Genomic DNA, 25,644 nt, shown 5'->3' with positions numbered 1-25,644 from the left:
CGGTATGCTCCGCGTTTCATTCCCTCTTTTTCACTCCCCTCCCCCATGATGTCTCTTGCAACACTTCGCCGCTCGTTTCTGGCGGCAGCCCTTGGTTTTACCACGCACCTCTCTGCCGAAGACTGGGGGGCGTATGTCATCGTGCCGGTAAGCGCTCCGTCGATGGTGCTGGAGGCGGTGGACGCGGGGACGACGGAGGGAACGCGGGTGTCGATTGGCAATCCGGCGGGCAAGCCGAACCAGAAGTGGGTGATCGCGCCGAAGGGTGATGGATATTATGCGATCAAGCCATCTTACAGCAGCACGCTGACACTGGCGGCAGACAAGGGTGGAGTGAAGAATGGGACGGGCATTGTGCTGGAGGCGGACAGCGGCAAGGACTGGCAGCTGTGGCAGATCAAGAAGAACGAGGCGGGATCATACTCGATCATTCCGAAGCACGCGCCGACGCAGGGGATGGATGATCTGGGCGGAAAGAAGGAGCCGGGAGCGAAGATCGATCTGTGGAAGCACAATCCGAATGACCAGCATTTGCAGTGGCAGATCAAACCGCTGGCGGGGAGCGCCAGCGCGGGGAATGAGGCTGCGGCCGCAGCGCCGACTTATGTGCCGCCGGTGATCAAGCCGGAGGAGATTCTGCCGGGGACGATCAAGCAGACGCAGTTTAACCAGAGCAAGGTTTTCCCGGGAACGGTGAGGGATGTGACGGTCTTCATTCCGGCGCAGTATGATGGCAGCAAGCCTGCGTGTGTTTACGTGAAGACGGATGGCTACAATGCGCGGGAGAAGATTTTCATGGAGACGCTGATCGCCACGAAGGAGATGCCGGTGACGATCGGTGTGTTTGTGAAGCCGGGCACGCTGCCAGCGCCGATGAAGGGGACGATGGACCGGCGGAATCGCGATCTAGAGTATGATGGCGTGGGCGATGAGAATGTGCGCTTTCTGCACGATGAGCTGCTGCCGTTTGTGGCGAAGGAGTTTGATTTGAAGCTGTCCACGGATGGCAATGACCGGTGCATCTCGGGTGGGAGCAGCGGTGGCATTGCAGCTTTCACGGCGGCGTGGCACAGACCCGAAGCCTTCAGCCGGGTGTATGCGGCGAGTGGAAGCTGGGTGGCGTTTCGTGGCGGGCATGAGTTTCCGACGATGGTGCGCAAATTTGAAGCGAAGCCGATCCGCGCGTATTTGACCACGGCGACGCATGACATGGAGAACTGCGCGGGTGACTGGTATCTGATTGATCTTGAGATGGACAAAGCACTGAAGTTTTCGGGCTACGACTATCAGTTCCGCAGCATCGAAGGACGCCACGTGGCGGGGTATGGGGAGAACTATCTGGAGGCGATGGCGTTTCTATGGAAGGGCTGGCCGGAGCGCGTGAAGGCAGGACCGAGCGCGCCGCGTGCGCAGGAGGTGATCATTCCCGGCGAAGGGTGGGAGCTGCTGGCGGAGGGCTTCAAGAGCACGCGGGGGCCGACGTGCAGCGAGAGCGGCGAGGTGTTTTTTGCGGACACTTCGAACAACAAAATTCACCGGATCGGGCTGGATGGGAAGGTGAGCGAATTTGTGGGTGACACGAATGCGCACTGCGTGACAATGGGTGCGGATGGGAAGCTGTACACGATCTCCGAGAAGTCGGGGAAGCTTATGAGCTTTGACGCCAGTGGTGCGAGCAGCGTGGTGATGGAGGACATTCTGGGGCACTCGATTCTGGCGATGCCGACGGGTGCGCTGTATGTGACCACGAATGGTGACAAGCCGAAGGAGGAGGGCACGGTGTGGCTGATCAAGGACGGCAAGAAGACGCTGGTGGACAAGGGGATCAAGTTTGCGACGGGGATGGCGTATCGGCCGGATCAGTGGCTGCTGACTGTGGCGGAGGGGCACTCGAAGTGGGCGTACAGCTATCAGATTGCTGAAGATGGCACGCTCAAAAACAAGGAGCGCTTTTTCCATCTGCATGTGGCGGATTGGGAAGATGACGCGGGGCCTGAATGTGTGTGCTATTCGATCGAGGGGCGGCAGTTCATTGCGACGAAGAGCGGGGTGCAGATCAGCGCGGACGATGGGCCCACTCAGATCATTCTGCCGGTGCCGGATCGCAGCCGCGTGACGGCGGTGGCGATCGGCGGGAAGGACAAGGACACGCTGTATGCCTTCTGCATGAACAAGATCTGGAAGCGCAAGATTTTGCAGCATGCGATGGGGGCGTGGAGTCCATGGACGAAGATGACGGGGTCGAAGCTGTGAAAATCATGAACCGCCGACATTTTATGGCTGCTGCTTCCAGCCTTGCTCTTGCCACCCATGCTGATGAACCCGCTCGCAAATGGCGAGTGGTCGTGCTGGGCAACAAGGGGAGCTATGGGCACAGCCTGGATACGATGTGGCTGAAGGTGCCGGGAACAGAGATCGTGGCGGCGGCTGATCCTGATGCGACGAAGCGGGAGGCAACTTTGAAGGAGCTGAACATCACGCAGGGATTTGCGGATTATCATGAGATTGCGAAGGCGAAGCCGGACCTGGTGGCGATTGGTCCGGCGATGGGATTGCACCGTGACATGGTGCTGGTGGCAGCGGCTTCCGGTGCGCTGGGCATTTATTTGGAGAAGCCGTTTTGCCGCACGCTGGCGGAGGCGGATGAGATCATCGCTGCTTGTGAGAAGCATGGTGTGAAACTGGCACTGGCGCATCGCAACCGCTGGCATCCCACTCTGCCGGTGGTGAAACGTCTGGTGCAAGAGGGTGTCATTGGACGGCTGCTGGAACTGCGCGGGCGTGGCAAGGAAGACAAGCGTGGCGGCATGGAGGATCTGTGGGTGCTCGGCTCGCATGTGCTGAATCTGGGGGTGTTCCTAACGGGCAAGCCGATGGCCTGCTCTGCTGAGATCATGCAGGACGGGAAGCCCGTCAGGCCGGCCGATGTGATCCGGACGAAAGTCGATTTTGGCCCGATCGCGGGGAATGAGGTGCATGCGCGATTTGATCTGGAGTCTGGCGTGCCGTTTTACTTCGACTCGATCAAAGAGGCGGGCGATCCGAAGGTGGGTTTTGGACTGCAGTTGATCGGGACGAAGGGCATCATCGACATTCGCGTGGATCAGACGCCGCTGGCGCACTTGTGTGTGGGAAGTCCGTTTCAGCCGATGAAAGAAGCGCGCACGTGGGTGCCGATCAGTGCGGCGGGTGTGGGTGAGGCGGAGCCTGTGGCCGATATTGGAAGGCAGGTGATGAGTCATGCCACGGGTGCGCTGGATCTGATCGCCTGCATTGAAGATAAAAACCGGCAGCCGCTGTGCAGTGGTGCGGACGGGCGCCTGACGGTGGAGATGATCACGGCGGTGATGGCCTCCCATGTGCGCCAAGGTGAGCGTGTGAGCTTTCCGCTCGACACCCAGGAGAATCCGCTGGCAAGCTGGTGAGACGAACGTTCCCATTTATCCCACCATGAACCTTTCAATGAGGACTTTTATTATCGCGCTGCTGATGGCTTTGCCTGTGGTGTCCGCCGAGCCCGAAAGCACGCATGATAACATCGCTGCGCTGCAGAAACGGAGCATCCTCAGTGAGCCGGATTACTGGCTGAAGCATGCTGTTCCAGAGGGCAAGTGTGACGGGGCCAAGGTGGCGGTGCTGCTGGTCGAACTGGCGAAGGTGATGAAACCGGTGAAGACCACGGAGGAAGCCATTGGCGTCTTTATTGAGCGCGGGCTGATCGGGACGCCGGACTTCTGGAGGAAGAATGCGGTGCCGGGAGGTGTATGCGGCGGCGGCAATGTGGCGATCGTGCTGGCCCGCGCTGCCGGAAGGCTGCCGGTGGAGCCACCGAAATCTGCGAGTGCCACGCCGCTGGAAGCTACGCCGCTGGAGAAGCTGAAGAACAGCTATGATGTGGTGATCGCAGGCGGTGGCACGGGTGGATGCGGAGCGGCGGTGCAGGCGGCGCGCATGGGATGCACGGTGCTGCTGCTAGAAGAGACGGACTGGATCGGCGGGCAGATGAATGCGGCGGCGGTGACCTCCATGGATGAGGGTGGCACGCTGGTGCGCAAGCGGGGGATTTACCGCGAATGGTGCGGGCTGGTGGCAGCGCATTATCAGGCGCTGGGCATCAACCACATGACGGCTTACTGGAACAGCCACACGTGCCTGGAACCGCGCGTGGGCCGGCATCTGCTGCACGTGCTGCTGGGCGATGCACGCGGGCAAGGTGTGCTGGATCTGGTGCTGCGTGCGCGAGTGACGAAGGTGATGAAGGAGAATGGCACCGTCACAGGCGTGGAAGTGGCGGGGGGCTCTGAAAAGAATGGGCAGCCGCGAACGATCCAATGCAGCATGCTGATTGATGCCACGGAGTGGGGGGATGTGATCCCGCTGACCGGCGCACGCTACCGCGTGGGCAACTGCATGAGCGATGGCATCGACCTGACGCGCCGGGTGCAGGACAACACCTGGACGGCGGTGGTGAAGCAGTATCCGAAGGGAGTGCCTGAAGAGCTACGCATCCTCCAACCGCCACCGGGGTATACGGAGAGGGTTCATGCGGCTTTCGCGAAGAGTCTGGTGGATGGCGACAAGATTGCCCCCCAGGGCAAGCCGTGGACGTGGGCCACCTTCATTGGCTACCGAGGCATGCCTGACAGCTCGCGCGCCGGTGATTCGCCGCCGATCACGCGCACGCATCTCAACTACAACAATGACTATGGAGCGACAGTGGCCGAGATCGAAGACCCGGCACGCCGCGAGGTGACCAACCGGGCGATGCGGCTGAAGACGCTGCACCTGCTTTATTTCATGCAGCACACGCTGGGAAAAACGGACTGGTCCGTGGCGAATGACGAAGGCTATGACACGCCATATAACCGTGCGGCCATTGATGCGTGGCTGGCCGAGAGACCTGATCTCGTGCCGTATCGCGCGATTTTTTATCATTTTTCCATCATGCCCTATGTGAGGGAAAGCCGGCGCATCGTGGGCCTGCACACGATGACGGCCCGAGAGATCGAACGCAAAAACGGCAGGCCGGTGCAGTTTCCGCACACGGTCGCGCTCGGGGATTATCCGGTGGACATGCACGGGTCGATGTCGAAGCCCTGGCTGGAGCTGGAGCTTGACCGCGAGTCCGACATTCCCGACAAGTTTGGTGGCAAGGGCTCGGGGCCCTTTGCGATCCCGTTTGAAAGCTTCATTCCGGAGAAGGTGGACGGATTTCTGCCAGCTGAGAAAAACATCTCGCAATCGCGCATGGTGAACGGAGCGACACGCCTGCAGCCGCATACGATGCTGATGGGACAGGCCGTCGGGGCCATCGCAGCGCTGGCGATTCAACACCATGTGCAGCCCCGTGCGCTGGATCCCACGCTTGTGCAGCGGGTGCTGCTGGAGGCAGGATGCGTGCTGAGCATCGATCCTGGCGGAAACGTGAGCACAACTTCAAAATCCAAATGAAACGGTTCACCACCCCAGCTGCCCTGCTGCTGACGCTGCTTTCTCTACAAGCGCCACCGATAGCGGCCGCCCCGCCGAACAGTCCGGCGACCTCTTTGGTTCCGGAGGATTTCGGCGTGACCACGCGGACGCCGCCCGTGATCAAGGTGAACCCTGGGCCGAAGTACTGGCCGCGCATGCGCATGTGGCAGGGCATTCCCAGCATCGAGCGCACTGCGAAAGGCCGGCTGTGGGCCACATGGTATGCGGGGCCGCTGAGCGAGGGGAGCAGCGGGAATCATGCGCTGCTGGTGACCAGCGATGATGATGGTGTGACTTGGTCCAATCCCGTGGCGGTTTACGATCCGACGACGTTTTTCGAAGGCAGCACGGGCGATCCGCATGTGTGGATTGATCCTCAAGGGCGACTCTGGTGGTTTGTGTTTCGCATTTTGAAGGTCAAACACGCCGATGGCATCCGCTCGGAGTGGGGGTTCTGCTGTGAGAACCCTGACGACCCGATGCCAAAATGGAATGCGCCGGTGCTGGCGGGCTTCGGGCTGGGGCTCAACAAACCCACCGTTCTTTCCAATGGCGACTGGCTGCGGCCGATCGACAACAATCAGGAGACGAAGCAAGGGACGCGGACGCAGTTTTATGTGTCGCACGATCAGGGGAAGAGTTTTGAGTTTCTATCGAAGTTCAGCATCAAGGATGTCTCGTTTGCGGAGCACATGGCGGTGGAGCGCAAGGACGGCAGCCTCATCATGATGGCACGAACGACGTATGGCATCGCGCAGGCGGAGTCGTTTGATCATGGGGCGACGTGGGTGAATGAAGGGCCGTTTACCAAAGAGCGAGGACTCAACACGCGCTTCTTTTTGCGCAAGCTGAAGTCGGGTGCGCTGCTGCTGGTGCTGAATAATGTGCCGCGAGGACGTGACCGCATGACGGCGATGCTTTCCGAGGACGATGGCAAAACGTGGCCGCACAAGCTGATGGTGGATGAACGGCAGCGTGTGAGCTACCCGGATGGCACCGAAGGAGAGAACGGTTTTATTTACGTGACCTATGACCGGGGGAGGTATGAGAAGGACGAACAGGAGATTCTTTTCGCCAAGTTCACCGAAGCGGACATCAAGGCGGGCAAGATCGTGAGCGAGGGCAGCAAGCTCAAGCAGATGATCAACCGGCTGGCTGACTCTGAGGGCGGGGTGCACAAATCCCGCGAGCCGCAGCTGATGGAGGAGGCGTTCGAAAAGAGCAAAGGAACCCAGAAGAAGTGATCGCGCCCGGCGTTCACAGCACCGGACCTCCCATGAAAACAACCACTGCCCTTGTCTTGTTTCTCTCCTGAACCGCACTGGCCCGTGCGGATGTGAAGCTGCCCGCGCTTTTTTCTGACCACATGGTGGTGCAGGCAGACACGCCGGTGCCGATGTGGGGTGGGCTGCGCCGGGGGAGGAAGTTACTGTTGTCTTTGCCACTGAGTCGCAGACCACCAAGGCAGGAGATGATGGACAGTGGAAGGATGGGCGGAGAATCCTATCATCTCCATTGAGAACGGCGCAGGCCTGCCACCGTGTCCTTTCCGAATTGTGCTGAAAAAGAACTGAGGCTGGCGTCTCATAGCTCAGCGCTATCATATTCAGGTGACACAGACTCTGCAGCCGCTGCGTTTCCTGCTGCTTACTCCCCTTCGAAATCATGACACGATCTTTAGCTATCAGCCTTGCACTACTTACATCCCTGCACGCCGCCGAGTCCATCACCAACTCCATCGGCATGAAGTTCGTTCGCATCGAGCCGGGTTCATTTACGATGGGGCAGGATGGACCGGCGGCGGATTACAAAATCACGAAGCATCCGGCGAAGTTTGATGATGCGGACTGGGATGAGAAACCTGCGCATCGGGTCACGATCACGCGGGCGTTTCATTTGGGTGTGACTGAAGTGACTCTGGGGCAGTATCGACAGTTCAAGCCGGTGTTTCGTCAGGGCAGTGGCAAGGATGACGATGCGCTGAGCGGAGTGAGCTGGGAGCAGGCACAGGAATTCTGTGAATGGCTGACCAAAAAGGAGGGGAAGACCTACCGACTGCCGACTGAAGCGGAATGGGAGTACGCCTGCCGTGCGGGCACGACGACGCTGTTTTACACGGGCGATGCGCTGCCTGAGGGCTTTCAACCATGGCCCGACAAGGCAGGAGTCCGTGCACGGTTCTTTGCCGATGCGCCGCTGCCGAAGGAGTACCGCGATGAGAAGAAACTCAATCTGCAGGTGGCGCAATCAGCACCGAACCCGTGGGGGCTGTACGACATGCACAGCAACGTGGCCGAGTGGTGCCAGGACTGGTATGGGCCGTATGAAGCCGGTGAGCAGGCCTATCCTCTGGGCCGAAGTAAGGGTGATTTCCGAGTGATTCGCGGCGGGCATCATTCGATGTTTGCACGACTGCTGCGCTCGGCGAACCGCACCTCATGGCTGCCGCAGACGAAGACAGACAAGGTGGGGTTTCGGGTGGTGCTGGGCGATCTGCCAGCTGGGAAAATGCTGCCTGCAGCCACGCCTCCTTTGAATGCGCAAAACGTGCAGCAGGGGGTGCTCAAGCATGACATGCCGGGCCCCAATGAGCCGCCGTTCTTTGCCGCACCGAGGCCGTATGTGAAGATTGCCCCGAATTCGTTTGGGCCTTTGTTTTCAGCGCACAACCACAGCCCGGGCATCGCCGAATGCCCCAATGGCGATCTGCTCGCGGTGTGGTATTCCTGCGTGGATGAAGGAGGCAGCGAGCTTTGCAACGTGGCGAGCCGTCTGCGCCGAGGTACGAACGAATGGGAGCCGGCATCGCCTTTTTGGGATGGTGCAGACGTGAATGATCATGGTCCGAAGATCTGGTGGGATGGGAAGTCAACGCTGTTTCACTTTGCTCGTGGCCGGGATGAGAATCTTGTGCGCACCTCCACTGATAATGGTGCGACTTGGAGCAAGGCGTTGATCATGCAGCCGGTGGGCGAGTTTGGGAATCAACCGATTCGTCTCGCGGATGGCACACTGGTCATCACCAATGACTCGCGGCAGTGCAGTCTTGTCTTCAGCCATGATGATGGCAAGACGTGGGCCTTCAATGACGTGAAACAAAGGCCGAGTGACTTTCGGCCAGGTGGCACAGGGTTTCGCCATCCGGGGATTCATGCGCCGATTGTGCAGCTTGGTGATGGCAGGATCATGGCTTTCAGCCGGAACGATCCGCCCGAGGATCAGGCGAAGTTTGATTTCAAAACGCCGATCAGCTACAGCAGTGATCTGGGCAAGACGTGGACGTATGCCGCCAGTGAGTTTCCTGCCATCAGCAGTGTGCAGCGTGCTGCGATGATCCGGCTGAAAGAAGGCGGCATCCTGCTGTGCAGCTTCACCGATCAATGGAGAGACTGGAAAAACAGGAAGGGCATGAAATTTAAGTCGAAGACAGGCGAGTTCACCGGCTATGGCATGTTTGCCGCGGTGTCTTTTGATGAGGGCAAGACATGGCCAGTGAGGAAACTGATCACACCGGGAGGGAAGGAACAGAGCATCAACGGCATTGACCGTGTCATGTTCGTCATGAGTGACACGATGGCGGAGCCCTGCGGGTATCTTTCCGCCACGCAGACGCGGGATGGCAATGTCCAGCTCATCACGAGCAAGAATCATTATGTTTTTAATCTGGCGTGGCTGAAGGCATTGCCTGACAGGCCTTGAAGACGAAATTGGCGTCTTCTTTAACGGCCTGCATGGAACGGGTGGAATCTTGCTTGAGGCAACTGTCTGCTTGCGTGAGAGAGGCTGCTTTAGACTTTTGCCGCCCACGTGCCAAAAACCATGCCCTTCTCCGACACACCTGCAGAACTGCTCATCCGCCTGGTGGATGCGCCTGATCATCCATATCCGCGAGACATCATCCAGGAGATGATCGACAGACAGGAGGAGATGACGCCTGCCCTGCTGGAGGTGCTGACAGATGCCACGCAGCGGCCCGAACATTACCTGAAAGGCGGCAACTGGAAGCTGGTGACGTTTGCCTCCTACCTGCTGGCGCAGTTTCGAGTGACGGCGGCCTTCAAGCCGCTGTGCACGCTGCTCGCGGGACCGGAAGACACGATCGACGAGCTCTTTGGAGACATGATCACAGGGGACATGGGCAACATTCTCGCCAGTGTGTATGACGGCGACGATGCCCCACTCCGAGCGCTGGTGGAAAATACCAAGGTGTATGAGTATGTGCGCGGGAGCAGCGCCACCTTATGCTACCAGTGCCTGCTGGTGGAGGGTAAAATCTCCCGCGAGGCTTTGGAAGCCTACGCGACAGAACTGCTTGGTGGCAAGCTGGGGCGCAAGCCTGGTGTCTTCTGGGACTGCTGGACCGTGCTATGCGCCGATCTCGGCTTTGCGAGCACGGTGCCGTTGATTCAAAAGGCGATCGACAAGAACCTGTGCGATCCGTGGTTCTACGGTTTGAAAGAACTCATCGAGTCTGCTGGCAACGGAGGCAATGAAGACTGGAAAGATTTCACAGGACTGATCGATGACACGATCCAGGAGACGTCCTGGTGGGCCACATGGGAGAAGCCTGATGAGCAAGAGGATGGGGATGAAGATGATCAGTTCGAAGATTGGGAGTCTCCCCTTCTGGACACCTATACTCCGGAATCGACAACTGTCGTCCGTGCGACACCGAAGGTGGGCCGCAATGATCCCTGCCCGTGCGGCTCGGGGAAAAAACATAAAAAGTGCTGTGGTGCTGTGTAGCTTCGACTGGCGCCGGGAGTGCAGCGGCTCAAACTGACGGTGCATCCGCCATGAGCCACGAACCCCTTGCCGCACTGCTGAAGAGAACCTTCGGCTACGACACCTTCCGCCCGCTGCAGCGGGAGATCATGGATGCCACGCTGGCGGGGCGGGATGTGGTGGCGATCCTGCCGACGGGTGCGGGGAAGTCGCTGTGCTTTCAGCTTCCTGCGCTGGCGCGCGAGGGGATCACGCTGGTGATTTCACCGCTGATCGCGCTGATGAAGGACCAGGTGGATGCGCTGGTGGCGAGCGGGGTGGCGGCGACGTTTATCAATTCATCGATTCAGGGCAGCGAAGCGCAGAGGCGCCGCTCGGGACTGGAGGAAGGCCACTACAAGCTGCTGTATGTGGCACCGGAACGCGTGATGATGGCGGACTTCATCACTGATCTGAAGCGCTGGAATGTCACCGCCGTCGCGGTGGATGAAGCGCACTGCATCAGCCAATGGGGGCATGATTTCCGACCGGAGTATCGTGCGCTGGGGCAGCTGCGCGACGCGCTTCCGGGCGTGCCGTTTTTGGCGCTCACGGCCACGGCGACTGAGCAGGTGCGGGAGGACATCATCCGCCAGCTTCATCTGCAAGAGCCGGAGGTTTTTCTGGCGAGCTTCAACCGGCCGAATCTGAGCTACACGGTGCTGCCGAAGGCGAAGGCGACGATACAGATTTATGATTTTGTGCGTCAGCGTCCGAATGAGGCGGGCATTGTGTATGTGCAGTCGCGCAAAAGTGCGGAGAGCCTGGCGGCGGCGCTTTCTGCGGAGGGTGTGAAGGCGGTGGCGTACCATGCCGGACTGCAGCCGGAGGAGAGGGCTGCGAATCAAGAGGCCTTCATCCGTGATGAGGCGCATGTGGTGTGCGCCACGATCGCGTTTGGCATGGGCATCAACAAACCGGACGTACGCTATGTCATCCATGGTGATCTGCCGAAGAACATCGAGGGCTACTATCAGGAGACAGGCCGAGCCGGGCGCGACAGCCTGCCGAGCGAGTGCGTGCTGCTGTACTCGCGCGGTGATCTGGTGAGGAATCTGAAGTTCCTCGATGAAATGACGGATGCGCAGGCGGCGGAGGTTGCGGCGCAGCAGATGCGAATGATGGCTGATTTTGCCGAAGGCACAGAATGCCGACGTGTGGCGCTGCTGGACTACTTCGGTGAGCAGTGGCCGGGCGACAACTGCGGCGGATGCGACATCTGCCTGCAGCCGCGCGAGATATGGGATGCGACCACGCATGTGCAAAAGCTGCTGAGCTGCATCTTTCGCATCCGGCAGAAGAGCGGCTTTGGCACGGGGCTGAATCATGTCGTGGAAGTGCTCACCGGAGCGAACACGGAGAAGGTTCGCAAATGGTATCATGATCAGCTCAGCACGTACGGCATCGGCAAGGACATGCCGCGTGATGAATGGGCGGCGCTGGGACGGCAGCTCATTCGACTGGGCCACATCGAAGCGTCGGCGGATTCATTTCAGACGCTGAGCCTGTCAAAGAAGGGACTGGCCACGCTCATGAACCGCACGCCGGTCATGCTCACACGCGTGCACGGGGTGGTGAAGACTGGCACGAGCGCGGGGAAGGTCGCGAAAGCGGGCAGCATCGCCTGTGACGAGGCGCTGTTTGAGGAACTGCGCGCGCTGCGCAAACGGCTTGCCGATGAGCGCGGGGTGCCGCCGTATGTGGTCTTTGGGGATGCCAGTCTGCGGCACATGTGCCGTCAGTACCCGCAAACGGAACAGAGTTTTCTTGCCATCCCTGGCGTGGGAAGTCAGAAGCTGGCCGACTATGGAGCGGCGTTTATGGGTGCCATCACCCAATGGCTGGGGACGCATGAGGCGCAGATTTTTGCCGAAGAGGCACCGCCTCCGCCGCCACCCAAGATGAAGAGCGAGGATGGACTCACCGGCACGGTGCTGGAAACCCTGCGGCTGCAACGCCAGGGCCACAGCGCGGAAAAGATCGCCTCGCTGCGCAGCCTTGTGACCAGCACCATCCACAATCATCTGGCCCAGGCGATTCAGCAGGGAGAGCTGAAGGCGGATCCGCGAGACTACTACACCGCCGAGGAAGAAGCTGAACTTCGCGCCGCAGCCGCCGAGCATGGGATGGAAAGCCTTGGCAAGCTGAAGGAAGCTCTGAGCAACCGCTTCGAATATCCCGTGCTGCATTATTTCCGGGCGTTTGAAACAAGGAAATAACAGGGAGCGCGAGCCCGATTCAATCATCCATCTCATGAACACCTGCTGCCTCCTCATTCTCACTGCCGGTCTGGCGGTCTCCGCCATCGCTCAAGAAGTTCTGCCGAAAACGGCGGAGGTTTTCGAAGTCGACGGACACAAGGCCTTTCTGTATGCGGCGCCCAAGCCCGCGGCGGGCAAGCCGTGGCTGTGGTATGCGCCCACTTTGGGAGGTGTCTCGCTCTTTGGCCGGAAGATGTATTTCGAGGCCTTCATGAAAGCAGGGATCAGCATTGCGGGCTACGATTTGGGGGAGGTGCGTGGAGCTCCAGGGAGCACGGCGAAGTTTACGCTGTTTTATGAGGAGATGGTGAACCGTGGTTATTCCACAAAGCCGATTTTGCTGGGACAGAGCCGTGGCGGCATGATGACGCTGGCGTGGGCGTTTCGGAACCCTGAGAAAGTGCGCGCATGGGTGGGGATCTATCCCGTGTGCAATCTCGCGAGCTGGCCGCTGAAGAATTCCAAGGCGCAGACACTGGCTGATTTTGGCATGCCGGAGAATGAGCTGGTGGCCAAGCTGAATGAGTTTAATCCGGTGGATAATCTGAAGGGTTTGCTGGAGAAGAAGGTGCCGATGTTTGTGGTGCATGGGGACTCCGATGTGGTGGTGCCCTATGATCTGAACACGGGACTTCTGAAGGAGCGGTATGAAGAGGGCGGTGGACAGATCAGCGTGAAGGTCATTCCTGGTGAAGGGCACAAGGTGGGGCCGTCTTTCTTTGAGTGTCAGGAGCTGGTGGATTTTGTGCTGGCCAATTCAAAGTAGTTTTGCGGGCTGCCCGGAGAACCTCTTGCAAGAGGCAGGGACAATGTGACATTTGGCGAAACTGTTAATTCACCCTTCGACCACAATGTCCAACCTGAAGCTGTTTGGTCTGACCATGGTGTGCACCACGGCCGTGGGACTTGGGTACTTTAACCTGAAACACAGCCAAGAAGAGAGCCTGAAGCCAAAGCTCACCGAGATCAGGAAGGGGGTGTTTCTCACTTCGCAATTAAAGCCCAGCAGCATGCGCTATCTCAGACAACGGCAAATCAAAGCCGTCATCGACATGCGTCCTGATGGCGAGGCTGCGGACCAGCCGTCGTCAGAGCAGATGCGGCGGACGGCCGAGGCGATGAGCATGGAGTTTCACTACATTCCCGTTCCGCACGAGGGGATTCCGAATGAAGCGGTGGATTCCCTGCAGTCGGCCTTGAAGAATGTTGACGAGCCTGTGGTATTGTACTGCCGGACGGGCCGCCGAGCAGCGCGGCTGTTTGCACTGGCGAAAGCTTCCCAGGGCGGAGGACCCAATGCGGAAGAGATTCTTGGCCTAGTGCGTGCCGCAGGCTTCGATGCGGAGGACCTCGCCGGAGAAATCGCCCGACGCATCGCAAACCGGGACAAGCCACTGACAGGAGGAAAACCATGATCCACCCCCCTCACATTTCCAGCGAGGTGCCCGGTCCTGAGTGCCAACCTGCTGAGCCCTGCTCTCTATCTGCAGGCACTGCGTGGCGATGGATCGTAAGGATCATTCTGGTCTCTTTAGGGATCTTGGCAGGCTTGGTGCTCTCGGTGATCATCGCAATCTCCATGGGTTTGATTCAAATCACCTGCTAGACATCCGAACGCCAGTGAAACGTGTGACAGCGGAAAGAGATGACGAGGCTAATGATTCCGCTATTCTCGGCCCATGGTACGCTTTCTCTCCCTCCTCCTGCAAGTCAGTCTGCTTGCTGCGACGCTCAGCGCCGCCGAGCCGCAGATCATCCTGCTGAAACTGGATGATGTGATCGTGCGGCGTGTGGGGGCGAAGCCGGTGTCGGATCGGTGGCTGAAGGTGCATGACTACCTGAAGGAGAAGAACATCAAAGGCTCCTTTGGCATCATCACGGAGTCGCTGGAGAAGGACAATGCGGTGTATTTTCAGTGGCTGAAGGATGTGCAGGCGGCCGGGTTGATTGAGTTCTGGATGCATGGGTATCACATGAAGACGGCCAGCGAACCGGGAGAGTTTGAGCATGGCACGGCGGAGGAGCAGCGGGCGATTTTGGCGAAGGGTGAAAAGCTGGCGAAGGAGAAGCTGGGCTTCTCGCTGCCAGCCTTTGGTCCGCACTGGAGCGGCACCACGGAGGCCACGGATGAAGCGATGGAAAAGGTGCCCGAGGTGACGATCTGGCTGTATGGCCCGGAGAAGCCGAAGTACTACAGCCGGCTGAGCATCCCGCGGGTGATGGCGCTGGAGAATCCGACGTTTGTGCCCGATCTGGAGAAGTTCAAAACGTTCTATGAAGCCAAGGCTGCGAAGCGTGAGGTGCTGGTGCTGCAGGGGCATCCTGATCAATGGGATGACAAACGCTGGGCGGGATTCACGGGCATCATCGACTTCCTCAAAACGAAGAACGTTGTTTTCATGACACCCTCGGAGTATCTGAAAAAGACCCAGTCCAAACAGCCATGAGGTTTTTTTCACTGCTTGCCGCGTTTGCGCTGACTTCTGTTCATGGGGATGGGCCGTTTCCGGTGCTGATGTGGTATGGGGGCATTTGGAAAGCGTCCAAGCATGCGGTGGATGTGAACCGCTTCTTTCCGCATGGTATCGCGGTGATCGCCGTGGAGGTGCGGACGATGGAGGATGCGACGGCGGACAAGGTGAAGGAGCCGATCTCCTATGTGCTGGAGGATGCGCTGAGCGCGGTGAAGTTTGTGCGGGAAAACGCCACCAAGTATAAGCTGGACCCAGCGAGTATCGCGCTGGGTGGGGGCTCGCAGGGGACGCTGCCGGCGCTGTATGTGGGCTGCACGGCGCCTGAGCTCGTCACCTGCATCGCTGCATACCGCTGCCAGCCTTCGATTGATCCGAAGCGCATGCAGGAGTGGGTGCCCGGTGTGAAGTGGGGAGCCCCGGCGCTGGGCTGCTCTTTTGAGGAATCTTTGAAACGACGCGATGAGCTGCTGCCAGTGATCAAGAAGTGGTCGCCGGACTGGCTGCTGCACAAGAATGCGGCACCCATGTACTTTGAAAATGAGTGGGGGATGATGAAGCCGGATGACATCACGCAGAACAACTACGATGTGCATTCCCCAGCATGGGCGGTGGGTTTTCAGAAGCTTGCGCTTGCAACGGGTGCCACCTGCCATGTGAAGTATCCCGGTCATCCCACCGAGGGCAATGACGACATCTGGAATTTTATTGTGAAACAACTGACCTCCAAAACACCTGCGCCATGAAAACACTGCTTACCACATTGATCTGCCTTGTCACCGTCATCTCGTTTGCCGAAGAAGCGCCGCTGGCTGCTGTAAAGGCGGCGGATGATGCGCGTGTGGCCGCGATGAAAGCGCCCGACCGTGACAAGCTGAGCGCGATCTTCTCCGATGAACTGCGCTATGCGCACTCCTCCGGTGTGGTGGACACCAAGGCCTCGTTTATTGAGGTGCTGCTCAAAGGGACGACGAAGTATCAGGCGGTGGACTATGTGGAGCGCAACTTCACTTTCCCGGCACCGGGCATCGCCCTGATGACTGGCAGCGCGAAGCTGAAGATCGGGACGGAAACGGGCACTCTGGAGCCTACGCTGGCGTTTCTGGCGGTGTGGCGGCTGGAAGGCAGTCAGTGGCGCTTTCTGGCCTGGCAGTCGTGCAAACTGATACCGCCACCCGCGAAGTAATTTTTCCGCATGAAGGCAAAGATCGCTCTCGGCATTTTCCTCTTCGTTGCGGGTGGCTTTGCTGTTGAGCCGCATCTGCCGCCGGGCACGAAGGCGCTGCCTTCGGCGGCGGCGAATGGACGCGGACCGCTGGCACTGGTGAATCTGAATCATCATGTGCTTGGCCATGCGCGGGTGTTTGGCGGCAAGGAAGACGACTTGTTTGTGGCGGGTTTCGGCGGCCCGCAGGCGGTGCATTTGTTTCGCTGGGTGGATACTGCGGAAACTGGCGCGCCGGTTTTTGCGCAGCCGGTGGAGGTGAAATGTGCCTTCAAGGACAAGGGCAGTGTGTTTCAGCAGAAGGATGGGAAAGTCGTGGGCCTGTGGATCGACAAGGATGAGCTGGTGACCACGGAGTTCACCGTTGAGAAGCTGGAGTTTCGTGAAACGAAGCGTGAGAAACTGCCGAAGGCGGTGAAGTCACCGGGCAGCCTTGGTGTGCTGGTGAATGATGACGGCAGTTACGATGCAGCGTTTGAAATGTCGAACGGTGGCAAGGGGGCGGAGGGGAGCCCGAACACTGAGGAGTGGCGGCCCTTCAACTCCTCCGGCATCGCGGTGGGAGAGATGCGCTACCGCTACCTCATGGGAGTCACGGCCAGAGGCGAGGCGAAGCAGATCACCCAGACGCGGAACGAGGTCTATTTTTCCATGCATGGCATCACGGGGGTGAAGCTCGGTGCCGGTCATGAGCGCGATCTGGTGACGGGATCGCGGCAGGGAAATCTCGTGTATTATCACAACAAGGCGGCGAGCGGCTTTGATCTTGAAGGGAAGCGTCTCATTGCGAGCGAGGATGGCAATGCGCTGCGGCATCCGAGCATCAACCCGAGCGTGTGTGCTTATGGCGATGGCTTGATCGCGTGCGGTGAGGGATCGCTCTACTATTACGGATTCACGGGGAAGTTCACGAAGGCAGGCGCGCCTGTTTGCAAGGAAGCGGTGTCCGTGCTGCAGGAGAACGCGGACCTCTACGCGGGCACGCTGCCAACGCCCACGACGGTGGATTGGGATGGTGATGGGGTGCTGGACATTCTGGCGGGAAATTCAGAGGGCTTCGTGCTGTTTTTCAAAAACAGCGGCAGCAATGACGAGCCGAAGTTTCTGCCAGCCACACGCGTGAAAGCAGGGGGCCGTGAGATTCAGGTGCAGGCGGGCTATGCCGGCAGCCTGCAGGGATTGCAGGAGGCGCGGTGGGGGTATCTCTCGCCGAATGTGATCGACTGGAACGGGGATGAGCTGCCGGATCTCATTACTGGCGACATCACGGGCAATTACCTCATCTATCTCAATCGCGGGACCAAGATGGAGGCGAAGCTGGATGCCGCGCATCCGATCTACTGCGACGGCCTAGACCTGCACGGCATGTGGCGCTGCCGTCCGGCGCTGGCGCAGATCGGCGGACGTGTGGTGCTGGCGATTGTGGATGGTGACGATCAGTTCCATCTCTACTGGCGCATTGATGACTACAATGTGGAGGACGGTGGCAAGCTGCGGCTGGATGATGGCCAACCGATTGGCGCGAGCGGCGGCGTAGGCGGCATGAGCGGGCGCTGCAAGCTGGACTTCTTTGACTGGAACCAGGATGGGAAGCTGGATTTCGTCATTGGCACCGGGCGGGTTTGTTCGATTCCAGATCGCACCACGGGCTACCCGATGGCGGCGCTGGGACAAAATCCGGTGGTGGGAGGATTGATCGGCCAACTGGTGGATTCTGCGCTGCCGACCAAGCTGAAGAAGACGCTCGGCACTCCACTGGTGATGCTGAACACGGGCACGAATGCGAAGATGAGATTCGCGAGGCCGCTGACGTTTCAGGATGAGGACGGCAACGTTGTGCAACCAGGAGGTGCGCATGAAACGGGTGCTGTGGGAACGATGCTGGGCAGAGACGGGCCGAATTTGCTGATCTGCAATGAGGCCGGGCGCATGTTTCTGCTGCCGGGAAAAAAACTGCAGATTAAGCCGTGAGACACTGGTGAATTGAATTACCCGGGGGTGAGCGCGGCGGAGCGATGTATTCCAATATCTGGCTCTGGGTGACGCGCCCGGAACCTGTTGAAGCAGGTACTACAATACATGCGGGGTGGACTGCGGTGTGTATGGCGCGTGCCATGCGCTGAGAGACGGGCGGGCTGTCGCCACACCCATCCTACGTTCCGGAGGTGGTCGTGCGTTATTTAATGGAGTCGGCGAATCCTGCTTCGGTGCGTTTGAGTTCGGCTTTCATGGCGGTGCGGAGCTGGGTGATGCGGGCTGCGTGGGAGGCTTCGCCGATGAGGTTTTTGAGTTCCTCAGGGTCGCTTTTCAGATCGTAGAGTTCTTCGCCGGACTTGCCATCGAGGTAGTGGATGAGCTTGAACTGATCCTGCACAACGGCGCTGTACAAGGGCACGCCCTGATCATTCTTCTGTTCCGCGCCAGTGAGGATGGTCTGGCTGACTTTGGCACCGTATTCGTTGCCCATGTGCTCGTAGTAGCAGGCGTGCGGCCATATGGTTTCAGGTTTTTCGAGCAGAGGAGTGAGGTCGCGGCCATGCGTCTGCCAAGGCACTTTCACGCCGGTGATGGATAGGAAGGTGGCGGCGAGGTCGGGAGCATTGACGGATGCGTTGCAGACTTTGCCGGTGGGAAAGCGTGAGGGCATGCTGATGATGAGGGGCGAGCGGTAGTTCGCGTCATAGGGAGCGAGCTTGGTGCGGAAGCCGTGCTCACCCATGGAGAAGCCTTGATCGGCGGTGTAGATGATGAGGGTGTTTTCGTACTGACCGGACTCCTTGAGTGCGGCGATGAGCTGACCGACGCCTTCATCAATGGCGGGCACGCATTCGTTGACCTGGCGCACCCAGTCATCGAAGCGCTTGCCTTTCTTGCTCTCGCCAAAGGCTTCGCCTCCCTTCCCTGCCATGGGATGGCCGTCGGGGCCTTTCGTCCATGCCTGCTTTTTATTGAGGTAGTCGGGCTTGCCTGCGCGGGGTGGGAAGATGTCGGCAGGAACGGGCACGGCGGCGTCTTTGTAGCTGCCTTTGTGGCGTTTGGCCGGGATGGATGGGCCGTGGACGCTGCCGTAGCAGACCCAGAGGTACCATGGCTTTGCTGCATCGCGGTTTTTACCACGGATGTAGTCGCGCGACCACTGGGTGTAGTTGTCGGCAGGGTAACCTTCGATGGTCTGCTCCTTGCCATCGACACTCATGATTTGAGTTTCGTAGTAGGCGCCGGCGTTTTCGGGATGAAGCGGGCGATTCCAGACGATCTGATGATCCCAGTCACGGCCCCAGCCGGTATCGGTGCCGGTGTGCCATTTGCCAATCTGCGCGGTGTGGTAGCCCTGCCTGCGCATTTCTGCGGGGATGAAGGGGCACTGCTTTGGATCATAGGTGCTGCCGGGGTATTTGCCCTCCATGGACATGGACTCGATGCCGTGAGGAAAGCGCCCGGTGAGCATGGTGGCGCGCGAGGGCATGCACCAGGAACCGAGATAGGCGGCATGGAAGCGCACGCCGTTTTTCGCCAGCGCATCAATGTTCGGGGTCTTCACCCAAGGCCAGGAGCCGGGGTAGCAGCCCACGGTTTTTGTGGACTGATCGTCGGCGTAGATGAAGAGGATGTTGGGGCGTTTTGCCTCCGCTGCAAAAAGCTGAAACGCGAAGGTGCCGAGCAGGAGGGTGACAAAGGCTTTCATGGTGCGCGATAAACGTCACGCACCATGGCTTTGTAGCCGCAAAGCTTTCGAATTTGATCAGGCGGCAGTGCCCTGCGAAGGGGGCGGCAGCTTGGCTGCGGGCGGGCGAGCCACTGCGGTGGGCGGCTTCATCATGGGCGGGGCCGGTGGTTTCGCGATGGGTTTCGAAATCGGTGGCGCAGGCGGCTTGGCGAGAGGCTTGGTCGCACCCGTATAGGAGGGTGGCGGTGGCGGCTTGGCACCTGGCATGACCGGTGGCTTGGCAACAGGGGCTGAGGGTGACACTGCAGCCGGTACCGCTGGTGCTGCCGCCACTGGCTGTGCTGGTGGCACTGCGGTGGGAACCGCTGGTGGTTTGACCACGGGCGCGGCCGACGGACGAATGATGGACGAGAGCACGGAAGACTGCGGAGGACCTGGCTGCACCTGCTTCGGCGCATGCCTCTTTTGAATCATGTCCCAGAACCTGAGCTCACGTAGCAACGGATGTGACCGCAAGGCGGCGAGCACGTTTTCCTTCGTTGCAGGCGGTTCGGTGGCGAACTGATCGTAGGAGCCTTCGCGCTGGGCGGCGAGCACGCTTCCGAGCGCGGCCAAGATGGCAGCTTCAGCTGCGGGAATGTGATGGAAGGTGTTTTTCGCCTTGAAGGCGTTGAGCAGTTCCATGGTGAGCTGGCCGGAAACAGGTGCGATGTCATTGCGCAGAAGCAATGTGTCGCCGGCGGCCTCCTTGATCCGCTCAAGCACGGCGATGAAGCTGCCGCGCATGGAATCGCTGGTGACGATGCGTACCCGGCTGCCGCCCCATTCGAACCAGCGATCAGAGCCGTCGAAGTTGTCGTAGGTCTTGCGAATGTCGCCTTCGCTGATCGTGACAGGAGGGGCCACCATGAGTTCGATCAGATCGCGCGTCCGCTCACCAAGATCGATGGCGCTGGGTGAAACGGTTTCCGCCTTGGCTGCGGCCACGGCCTGCTGAAGCAGTGCGTCCACTTTTTCCGCGAGGCTTGCTTTGGAGACTGGCTGGACGGCGGCAGGGGGTGGCAGAGCTGCTGGCTGCGGGGCAGCCAGCACTGGTATGGCGGCGACTGCGGGGGACTCTTTGGTCTCCTCCACTACAGCAACGGCGACTGGGACCACTGGAGCAGCGACTGGCAGCGAAGGCACCGGAGGAGGCGCTGGCTGAGCTGCGACTGCCGCGACGATTTCGGGTGGCAGTGCCGACTGCGTGGTGCGCATGGCATAGATCTCGGCTGCTGCGGCCAGGAGATGACGCGGGAAGATAGCGCCACCGGCGGTGAGCCGGGCCACGTCTTCCTCCAGCAGCGGGTGAATGGCCGAGGTGATGCCGTCTTTTTGACGCTGCTCAATGAGCGCGGGAGTTTCGAGCCGGCAGTTGAGCAGGAGGCGTTTTTGCTCATTGGCGATCGGCAACATGTCGATGACCGGAAGGCGGAAGCCCAATGGCGCATTCGAGTCGGGCACCCCGACACGCCCGCGAAGGGCCTGAGAGAGTGCCACATCCCAGGCGGCGAAACGTTCCACCACGAGACCAATGAGCACGACCCAGTTTTCACTTTGATCGATCAGGGCAAAGAGCAGGCGCTGCATCTCATCGAGCTGGGGCTGTGTAACGACGAGGTCGAGCTGATCGAGGACCAAGACCACGGGTGAGCCCGCCTGCGCGGCCAGTTTGCCAAAAAGCTGGATGACGACAGCCATCTCCGAACGCGCCAGCGGCTCTGGAACACCGAGGTATTTGAGCTCGTTTTCTGTGAGGTAGGCAGCACCGGAAAGCCACTGCGCGGCGAGATGCTCCTTGTCATCGCGCAGCACATTGAGCAGGCAGCGCAGCACGCTGCGGGGAACCATCGGATGATCGGCCTCCAGAAGCTGCACCGCCTGATGGATCATCTCCTTGCGGGTCTCGAGACTGATCCCTGCCCAGGCCTCGTGCAGCTGAGGAAACGTGAAATCCTGCTCCACCACTGGTTTGAGAAGCGCATACGCGAGCAGACGCAGCTGGCTATAAGGCGCCTCTTTGCCCTCCTTGTTGCGTGCCGGATGACGCAGACTGCCGACGAAGCGAGTGAGGATGAAATTTTCCAATGCCTCCGGCTGCAGCGGCGGATTGGGCGCATAGGCATAAAAAATACTGTCTGCACATTCACGCCGAAGGCGCGCAAAGAGATGTGATTTGCCCGAGCCGCCAGCACCGCGCACAAAACGGACCTGGCTGCGGTGCTGAGCCCGCACCTGATCCACCGCGATGCGCAATGCGCCAAACGGCACGGAGTGGATGTAAGGCACGTCCAGAAAGGAGGCTGCATTCCACAGATCGTTTTCACCCACACTGGTGGACATGAAGGGATTCAGGTCAGCATAGGACGGCATGGTCGGGGGAGTGTGTTCAGGATTCGGGAGAAGAGTGGAACTGGATCAGGAAATCCAGCACCAGGAGTAACCGGGCGGGCCGAGGGACATTGGAACGAGCAGGGCACGTTCATGATCCGGGAGGTCTTGAGGCCTTTCGCAAGGTTCTAGCAGGAGGTGCCCATTGATGTAAAGCGTCTCAATCAAATTTCGTAAAACTTGACTATCAGCCACCCCTCCCCGCTCGGCCGCCCAGGCCTGATAGCGGGCAAAAGTCTGGGGTATTGGGATCATGACTGAGGAAGAGCGGATGCGGTCAAGATCATACCAATCGCGCAGATCGGCCTCTTCTGGAGCGCTGATGGTTGCGACGGGTGGGACGGACGGCGCCGCATCCAGCCACGCGATCAGATCATCCAGGCCGACAGGTGGCGTGCGGACGGTGTTCACCGCTTGGAGAACTTTTTGCAAGGACCGGCGCAGCGGGGCATCCAACAGTTCCGAAGGCTGCGGTTTGTGCGCATATACCAGCGGTTTGGCCCCGGGGAGCACAAAGGCAGCGCCTGCGGAGACGAGGCTGTCCAAGGCCACCTCAAAAAAGGGCAGCAGCCCGGCCGGGAGTTTGGCTTTCAACTTCACGGCCTGCTGCTCTTTGCTGGCCGCATGCAGCCAGTGTTTCAAGAGCGCTGCGGCGGCAGTTTCAAGGCTGTGGGGCGTAAAGAGAGGCTGTGGCTTGCTGCGAGTGCCTGCGGCAATGCTGTTTAATGCGCCTGATGACGACAATGCTTCCAGGACTGCGGCCACGGCTTTGAGCGTGGCTGCCCGCCCGACCGCTGGCTTCACGAGCTTGACGATCTCCGCTGCTTTCAGCGGGAGTTCGCTGCGGCTCAAGGCCTCCTGGATGGCGTGTTCGAGTGTCATGGCAGTTCAGCGATGGATGGCGTTCACCTGGCGGTTCAACCAGTGTGTCACATCTTTCACCACCTCCTCATGCTGCACATCATGGAGCAGCAGATGGTAGGAACGCGTGTACCAGAGCAGTTTTTTGTCCCGGCTGCGGATCTGGGCAAACAGGGCCTGGATTTGGTCTGCTGATGACAGCACATCATTCGGGGAGGCGACGAAGAGCACCGGCATTTTCAAACGATGGGCTGATTCAGTGTTTGCATCGAGCATACCGCCAATGGTTGAGAGGAGGCGCAGCGAGAAGGCGCTGACATGGTGGGGCGTGACCGCCATCTGACCGCCATGCGTGGAGTGTGAAGTGACTTTGATCTTCGATTCATCCACGCCTGCCAGCTCGCCGAGCGTGTATCGTGAGCGTGGAGTGAGCCTGGCTGCCGTGTCGAGCAGGAAGCGTTTGAAACCGCTCAAAGCCGTGCGCAGCCCGGCCACCGGTGATGCGAGGATAATCCCATCGGGATCAGACCAATTTCCGAGCAGATCCGCCGCTGTGTGCAGGGCGATGAGGCTGCCCAGGCTCTCTCCATACCAAAAGACCGGGGTCTTGGGATGCCTGCGCTTCACCAGCGCGTGAAACGTGGCCAGATCACGCTGCCAGGCGCTGGCGTTTGAAATGTCGCCACGCTCGGCCACCACGGGATCATTTCCCTGACCGCGCAAATCGTATGCATAGACCGCATAACCATGCAGTGGCAGTTGTTCGCCCAGATACCAGAAATCTGACTTTGCGCCGCTCAAGCCGTGAATGGCGATCACCACTCCGCGTGGTGTCACGCCGGCAGGCACCGGCCACGATTTCCACGGCATGGTTTTGCCATCGTAGCTCACCCAGTCCTCAGCGCAGAGCACACCGCGGCCTGCGGCTATTTTTTTCACCGAGGCACATCCTGACAAGACGGTAATAACCATCAGTACAAGCAGGCACTGGAGGAGAGTGGTGTTCATGGTTTAATCAAGAACGGCCAGTGCTGACTCCACGAATTTCACCTGCACCCGCACGCGCGTATCGAAATCAAACTCCGAAGGGGATTCAAACGTCAGCGTGACCGGGCAGCCGCGCACGTGCAGTTCAATGGCTTCTGGCATTCCGGGCAGGTGCGTCGGCAGCGTGCGACGCCGGATCACACCCCGGTTGGCCCGCTGACCATCGATGTTCTTTCGCGAATCGGGTGCAATCACACGAGCGCAGCGCTCGATGATTTCATGACCCACCGTTTGTCGTGCGTGGTTGAGTTCATAGAGGTAGATTCCCTGTGCGTCGTAGTCCTCATGCAGGCAGAGCCCAAAACGCATCGCACGCCCAGTGATCCATTGCTGCCATGGGCCGCAGATCTCATCTGCAGCATCGTGAAAGCGACGATTGATGTCGAAACCACGATGATCCGCGCGAGTGTTGAGCGTGAGTCCCACCGGATTGAGACAGGGGGCGATCAAGAAGGATCCGCGTTTCAGTTCGTTCACGTGCTTCTCAGCCCAGGTGAGGAGGCCCCAGGCTGAACCCGCTTCATCGCCATGGACGCCAGTGGAAAGATAGACTGCAGGCTCTCCTGCCTGTGCTGAAGCAGATTCGAGCACGATCACGGGCATATCACCCACCTTGCACAAGGTCTTGACCCGGCAGCCAGCGGTACGTGCGAGCACGCGCCAGCGCTGGATGAGATGCTGTGCGTCATGCGCACGATGGTTAGGGAGCAACTTCACTGCCTGAGAATGGCTGATCCTGCTCATTCGTCATTCTGAATTCGTCATTCATCCCTTTTTCTTCTTCCCCTTTCCTTGCTTCCCAGGTGGCATCTCTTTCGTACGGCCTTCGTTCCTAGCCACTTCTTCAGGCTCGGGAATCCTCCCCTGATCGTGCGTCTGCTCGATCCATGCATTGAGCACCGAACTCAAACGCTCACGTGCGGCGCGGTGCTCGGGCTGGTTTGATTTCGCGAGATTGTGGATCTCGAAGGGGTCCGCCTGCAAATCGTAGAGCTCTTCCTCCGGCATGGTCGGGGCGGCCAGCACGGCCTGCGCCGGTGTCAGCTTGTCCTGGGCGGCCAGCTCTTTGATCAGATTCCACACGGGATACTGCTTTTCCTTGTAGGCGTTGTGTTGCAAGAAGGGACGATCGGGCGTGAAGTTCCGAATGTAGCGATAGCGTGCATCGCGCACGGAGCGGAAACGGAAGACCGTCATGTCGCAGCGGTCACGGGCGCCGAAGACGTACTCGCGGGGCGGCTCTGCGTTTGCGCCCATGAAAACCTGGCCCTGCATACCTTGAGGCTTGGGAATACCAGCCCATGTGAGGGTGGTGGCGGTGAGGTCGATGGACATGAGGAGGCGGTCGCTGACTTTTCCTGCCTCGTAGCCAGTGGGAGCAGTGATGCCGGAAGGCCAGCTGAGGATGAGCGGTGTGTGCAGCCCCTCCTCGTAGCAGAACTGCTT

The 25,644-nt window shown here is 59.5% G+C and carries 19 protein-coding genes; 13 read left to right on the top strand and 6 right to left on the bottom strand.

The window, feature by feature from the left end; genetic code table 11:
- Window positions 1–45: 45 nt before the first annotated feature.
- From WAW39_RS00220 to WAW39_RS00160, 13 genes are all read left to right on the top strand, one after another.
- Window positions 46–2,253: an RICIN domain-containing protein gene (locus WAW39_RS00220; RefSeq protein WP_422314548.1), complete on the top strand. Its 2,208-nt coding sequence runs from the start codon at window positions 46–48 to the stop codon at window positions 2,251–2,253.
- A 5-nt stretch (window positions 2,254–2,258) separates the two neighbouring features.
- Complete coding sequence (locus WAW39_RS00215; protein WP_422314546.1) at window positions 2,259–3,425, top strand: Gfo/Idh/MocA family protein; 1,167 nt, start codon at window positions 2,259–2,261, stop codon at window positions 3,423–3,425.
- 37 nt (window positions 3,426–3,462) lie between these two features.
- Window positions 3,463–5,451: an FAD-dependent oxidoreductase gene (locus tag WAW39_RS00210; protein ID WP_422314544.1), complete on the top strand. Its 1,989-nt coding sequence runs from the start codon at window positions 3,463–3,465 to the stop codon at window positions 5,449–5,451.
- Entirely contained in the window at window positions 5,448–6,716 is a 1,269-nt protein-coding gene (locus WAW39_RS00205; RefSeq protein ID WP_422314541.1) for a sialidase family protein, read from the top strand. Before WAW39_RS00210 ends, WAW39_RS00205 begins: the two co-directional genes overlap by 4 nt.
- A 421-nt stretch (window positions 6,717–7,137) precedes the next feature.
- Complete coding sequence (locus WAW39_RS00200) at window positions 7,138–9,171, top strand: SUMF1/EgtB/PvdO family nonheme iron enzyme (RefSeq protein ID WP_422314539.1); 2,034 nt, start codon at window positions 7,138–7,140, stop codon at window positions 9,169–9,171.
- A 120-nt stretch (window positions 9,172–9,291) separates the two neighbouring features.
- Window positions 9,292–10,218 carry a DUF1186 domain-containing protein gene (locus WAW39_RS00195; protein ID WP_422314537.1) on the top strand — a complete coding sequence of 309 codons (927 nt, stop codon included), beginning with the start codon at window positions 9,292–9,294 and terminating at the stop codon, window positions 10,216–10,218.
- A gap of 50 nt (window positions 10,219–10,268) precedes the next feature.
- Window positions 10,269–12,455, top strand: a complete 2,187-nt coding sequence (gene recQ / locus WAW39_RS00190) for a DNA helicase RecQ (protein WP_422314535.1) — start codon at window positions 10,269–10,271, stop codon at window positions 12,453–12,455.
- Window positions 12,456–12,489: 34 nt separating this feature from the next.
- Entirely contained in the window at window positions 12,490–13,263 is a 774-nt protein-coding gene (locus WAW39_RS00185; RefSeq protein WP_422314533.1) for an alpha/beta hydrolase family protein, read from the top strand.
- An 85-nt stretch (window positions 13,264–13,348) separates the two neighbouring features.
- The gene (locus WAW39_RS00180) at window positions 13,349–13,912 is read left to right on the top strand and encodes a beta-lactamase hydrolase domain-containing protein (RefSeq protein WP_422314531.1); all 564 of its coding nucleotides are present in this window, start codon (window positions 13,349–13,351) and stop codon (window positions 13,910–13,912) included.
- 264 nt (window positions 13,913–14,176) lie between these two features.
- Window positions 14,177–14,944, top strand: coding sequence for a DUF2334 domain-containing protein (locus tag WAW39_RS00175; RefSeq protein WP_422314529.1), 768 nt, complete (start codon window positions 14,177–14,179; stop codon window positions 14,942–14,944).
- The gene (locus tag WAW39_RS00170) at window positions 14,941–15,714 is read left to right on the top strand and encodes a hypothetical protein (RefSeq protein WP_422314527.1); all 774 of its coding nucleotides are present in this window, start codon (window positions 14,941–14,943) and stop codon (window positions 15,712–15,714) included. Before WAW39_RS00175 ends, WAW39_RS00170 begins: the two co-directional genes overlap by 4 nt.
- A complete protein-coding gene (locus WAW39_RS00165; RefSeq protein ID WP_422314525.1) occupies window positions 15,711–16,154 on the top strand; it encodes a nuclear transport factor 2 family protein in 444 nt (147 codons plus the stop codon). Before WAW39_RS00170 ends, WAW39_RS00165 begins: the two co-directional genes overlap by 4 nt.
- Window positions 16,155–16,163: 9 nt before the next feature.
- Entirely contained in the window at window positions 16,164–18,164 is a 2,001-nt protein-coding gene (locus WAW39_RS00160; protein WP_422314523.1) for an FG-GAP repeat domain-containing protein, read from the top strand.
- A gap of 205 nt (window positions 18,165–18,369) precedes the next feature.
- On the opposite strand, the gene WAW39_RS00155 is transcribed toward WAW39_RS00160, so the two are convergent.
- The 6 genes from WAW39_RS00155 to WAW39_RS00130 form a co-directional block, all read right to left on the bottom strand.
- Window positions 18,370–19,878 (bottom strand): sulfatase-like hydrolase/transferase, encoded by a 1,509-nt coding sequence (locus tag WAW39_RS00155; RefSeq protein ID WP_422314521.1) that lies wholly within the window; start codon window positions 19,876–19,878, stop codon window positions 18,370–18,372.
- 57 nt (window positions 19,879–19,935) lie between these two features.
- On the bottom strand, window positions 19,936–22,272 hold the full coding sequence (locus WAW39_RS00150; RefSeq protein WP_422314519.1) for a hypothetical protein: 2,337 nt from the start codon (window positions 22,270–22,272) through the stop codon (window positions 19,936–19,938).
- Window positions 22,273–22,317: 45 nt separating this feature from the next.
- Complete coding sequence (locus WAW39_RS00145; protein WP_422314517.1) at window positions 22,318–23,172, bottom strand: hypothetical protein; 855 nt, start codon at window positions 23,170–23,172, stop codon at window positions 22,318–22,320.
- A 6-nt stretch (window positions 23,173–23,178) separates the two neighbouring features.
- The gene (locus tag WAW39_RS00140; RefSeq protein ID WP_422314515.1) at window positions 23,179–24,159 is read right to left on the bottom strand and encodes an alpha/beta fold hydrolase; all 981 of its coding nucleotides are present in this window, start codon (window positions 24,157–24,159) and stop codon (window positions 23,179–23,181) included.
- 3 nt (window positions 24,160–24,162) lie between these two features.
- The gene (locus tag WAW39_RS00135) at window positions 24,163–24,915 is read right to left on the bottom strand and encodes a M14 family metallopeptidase (RefSeq protein WP_422314513.1); all 753 of its coding nucleotides are present in this window, start codon (window positions 24,913–24,915) and stop codon (window positions 24,163–24,165) included.
- Between the two features lie 48 nt (window positions 24,916–24,963).
- Window positions 24,964–25,644, bottom strand: a 681-nt coding sequence (locus tag WAW39_RS00130; RefSeq protein WP_422314511.1) for a sulfatase/phosphatase domain-containing protein, incomplete at its 5' end; no start/stop codon positions are given.

Source organism: Prosthecobacter sp. (assembly GCF_049294395.1).
Classification (GTDB): domain Bacteria; phylum Verrucomicrobiota; class Verrucomicrobiia; order Verrucomicrobiales; family Verrucomicrobiaceae; genus Prosthecobacter.
The sequence above is the reverse complement of the archived record's forward strand: the minus strand, read 5'-3'. Positions and strand labels throughout refer to the sequence as shown.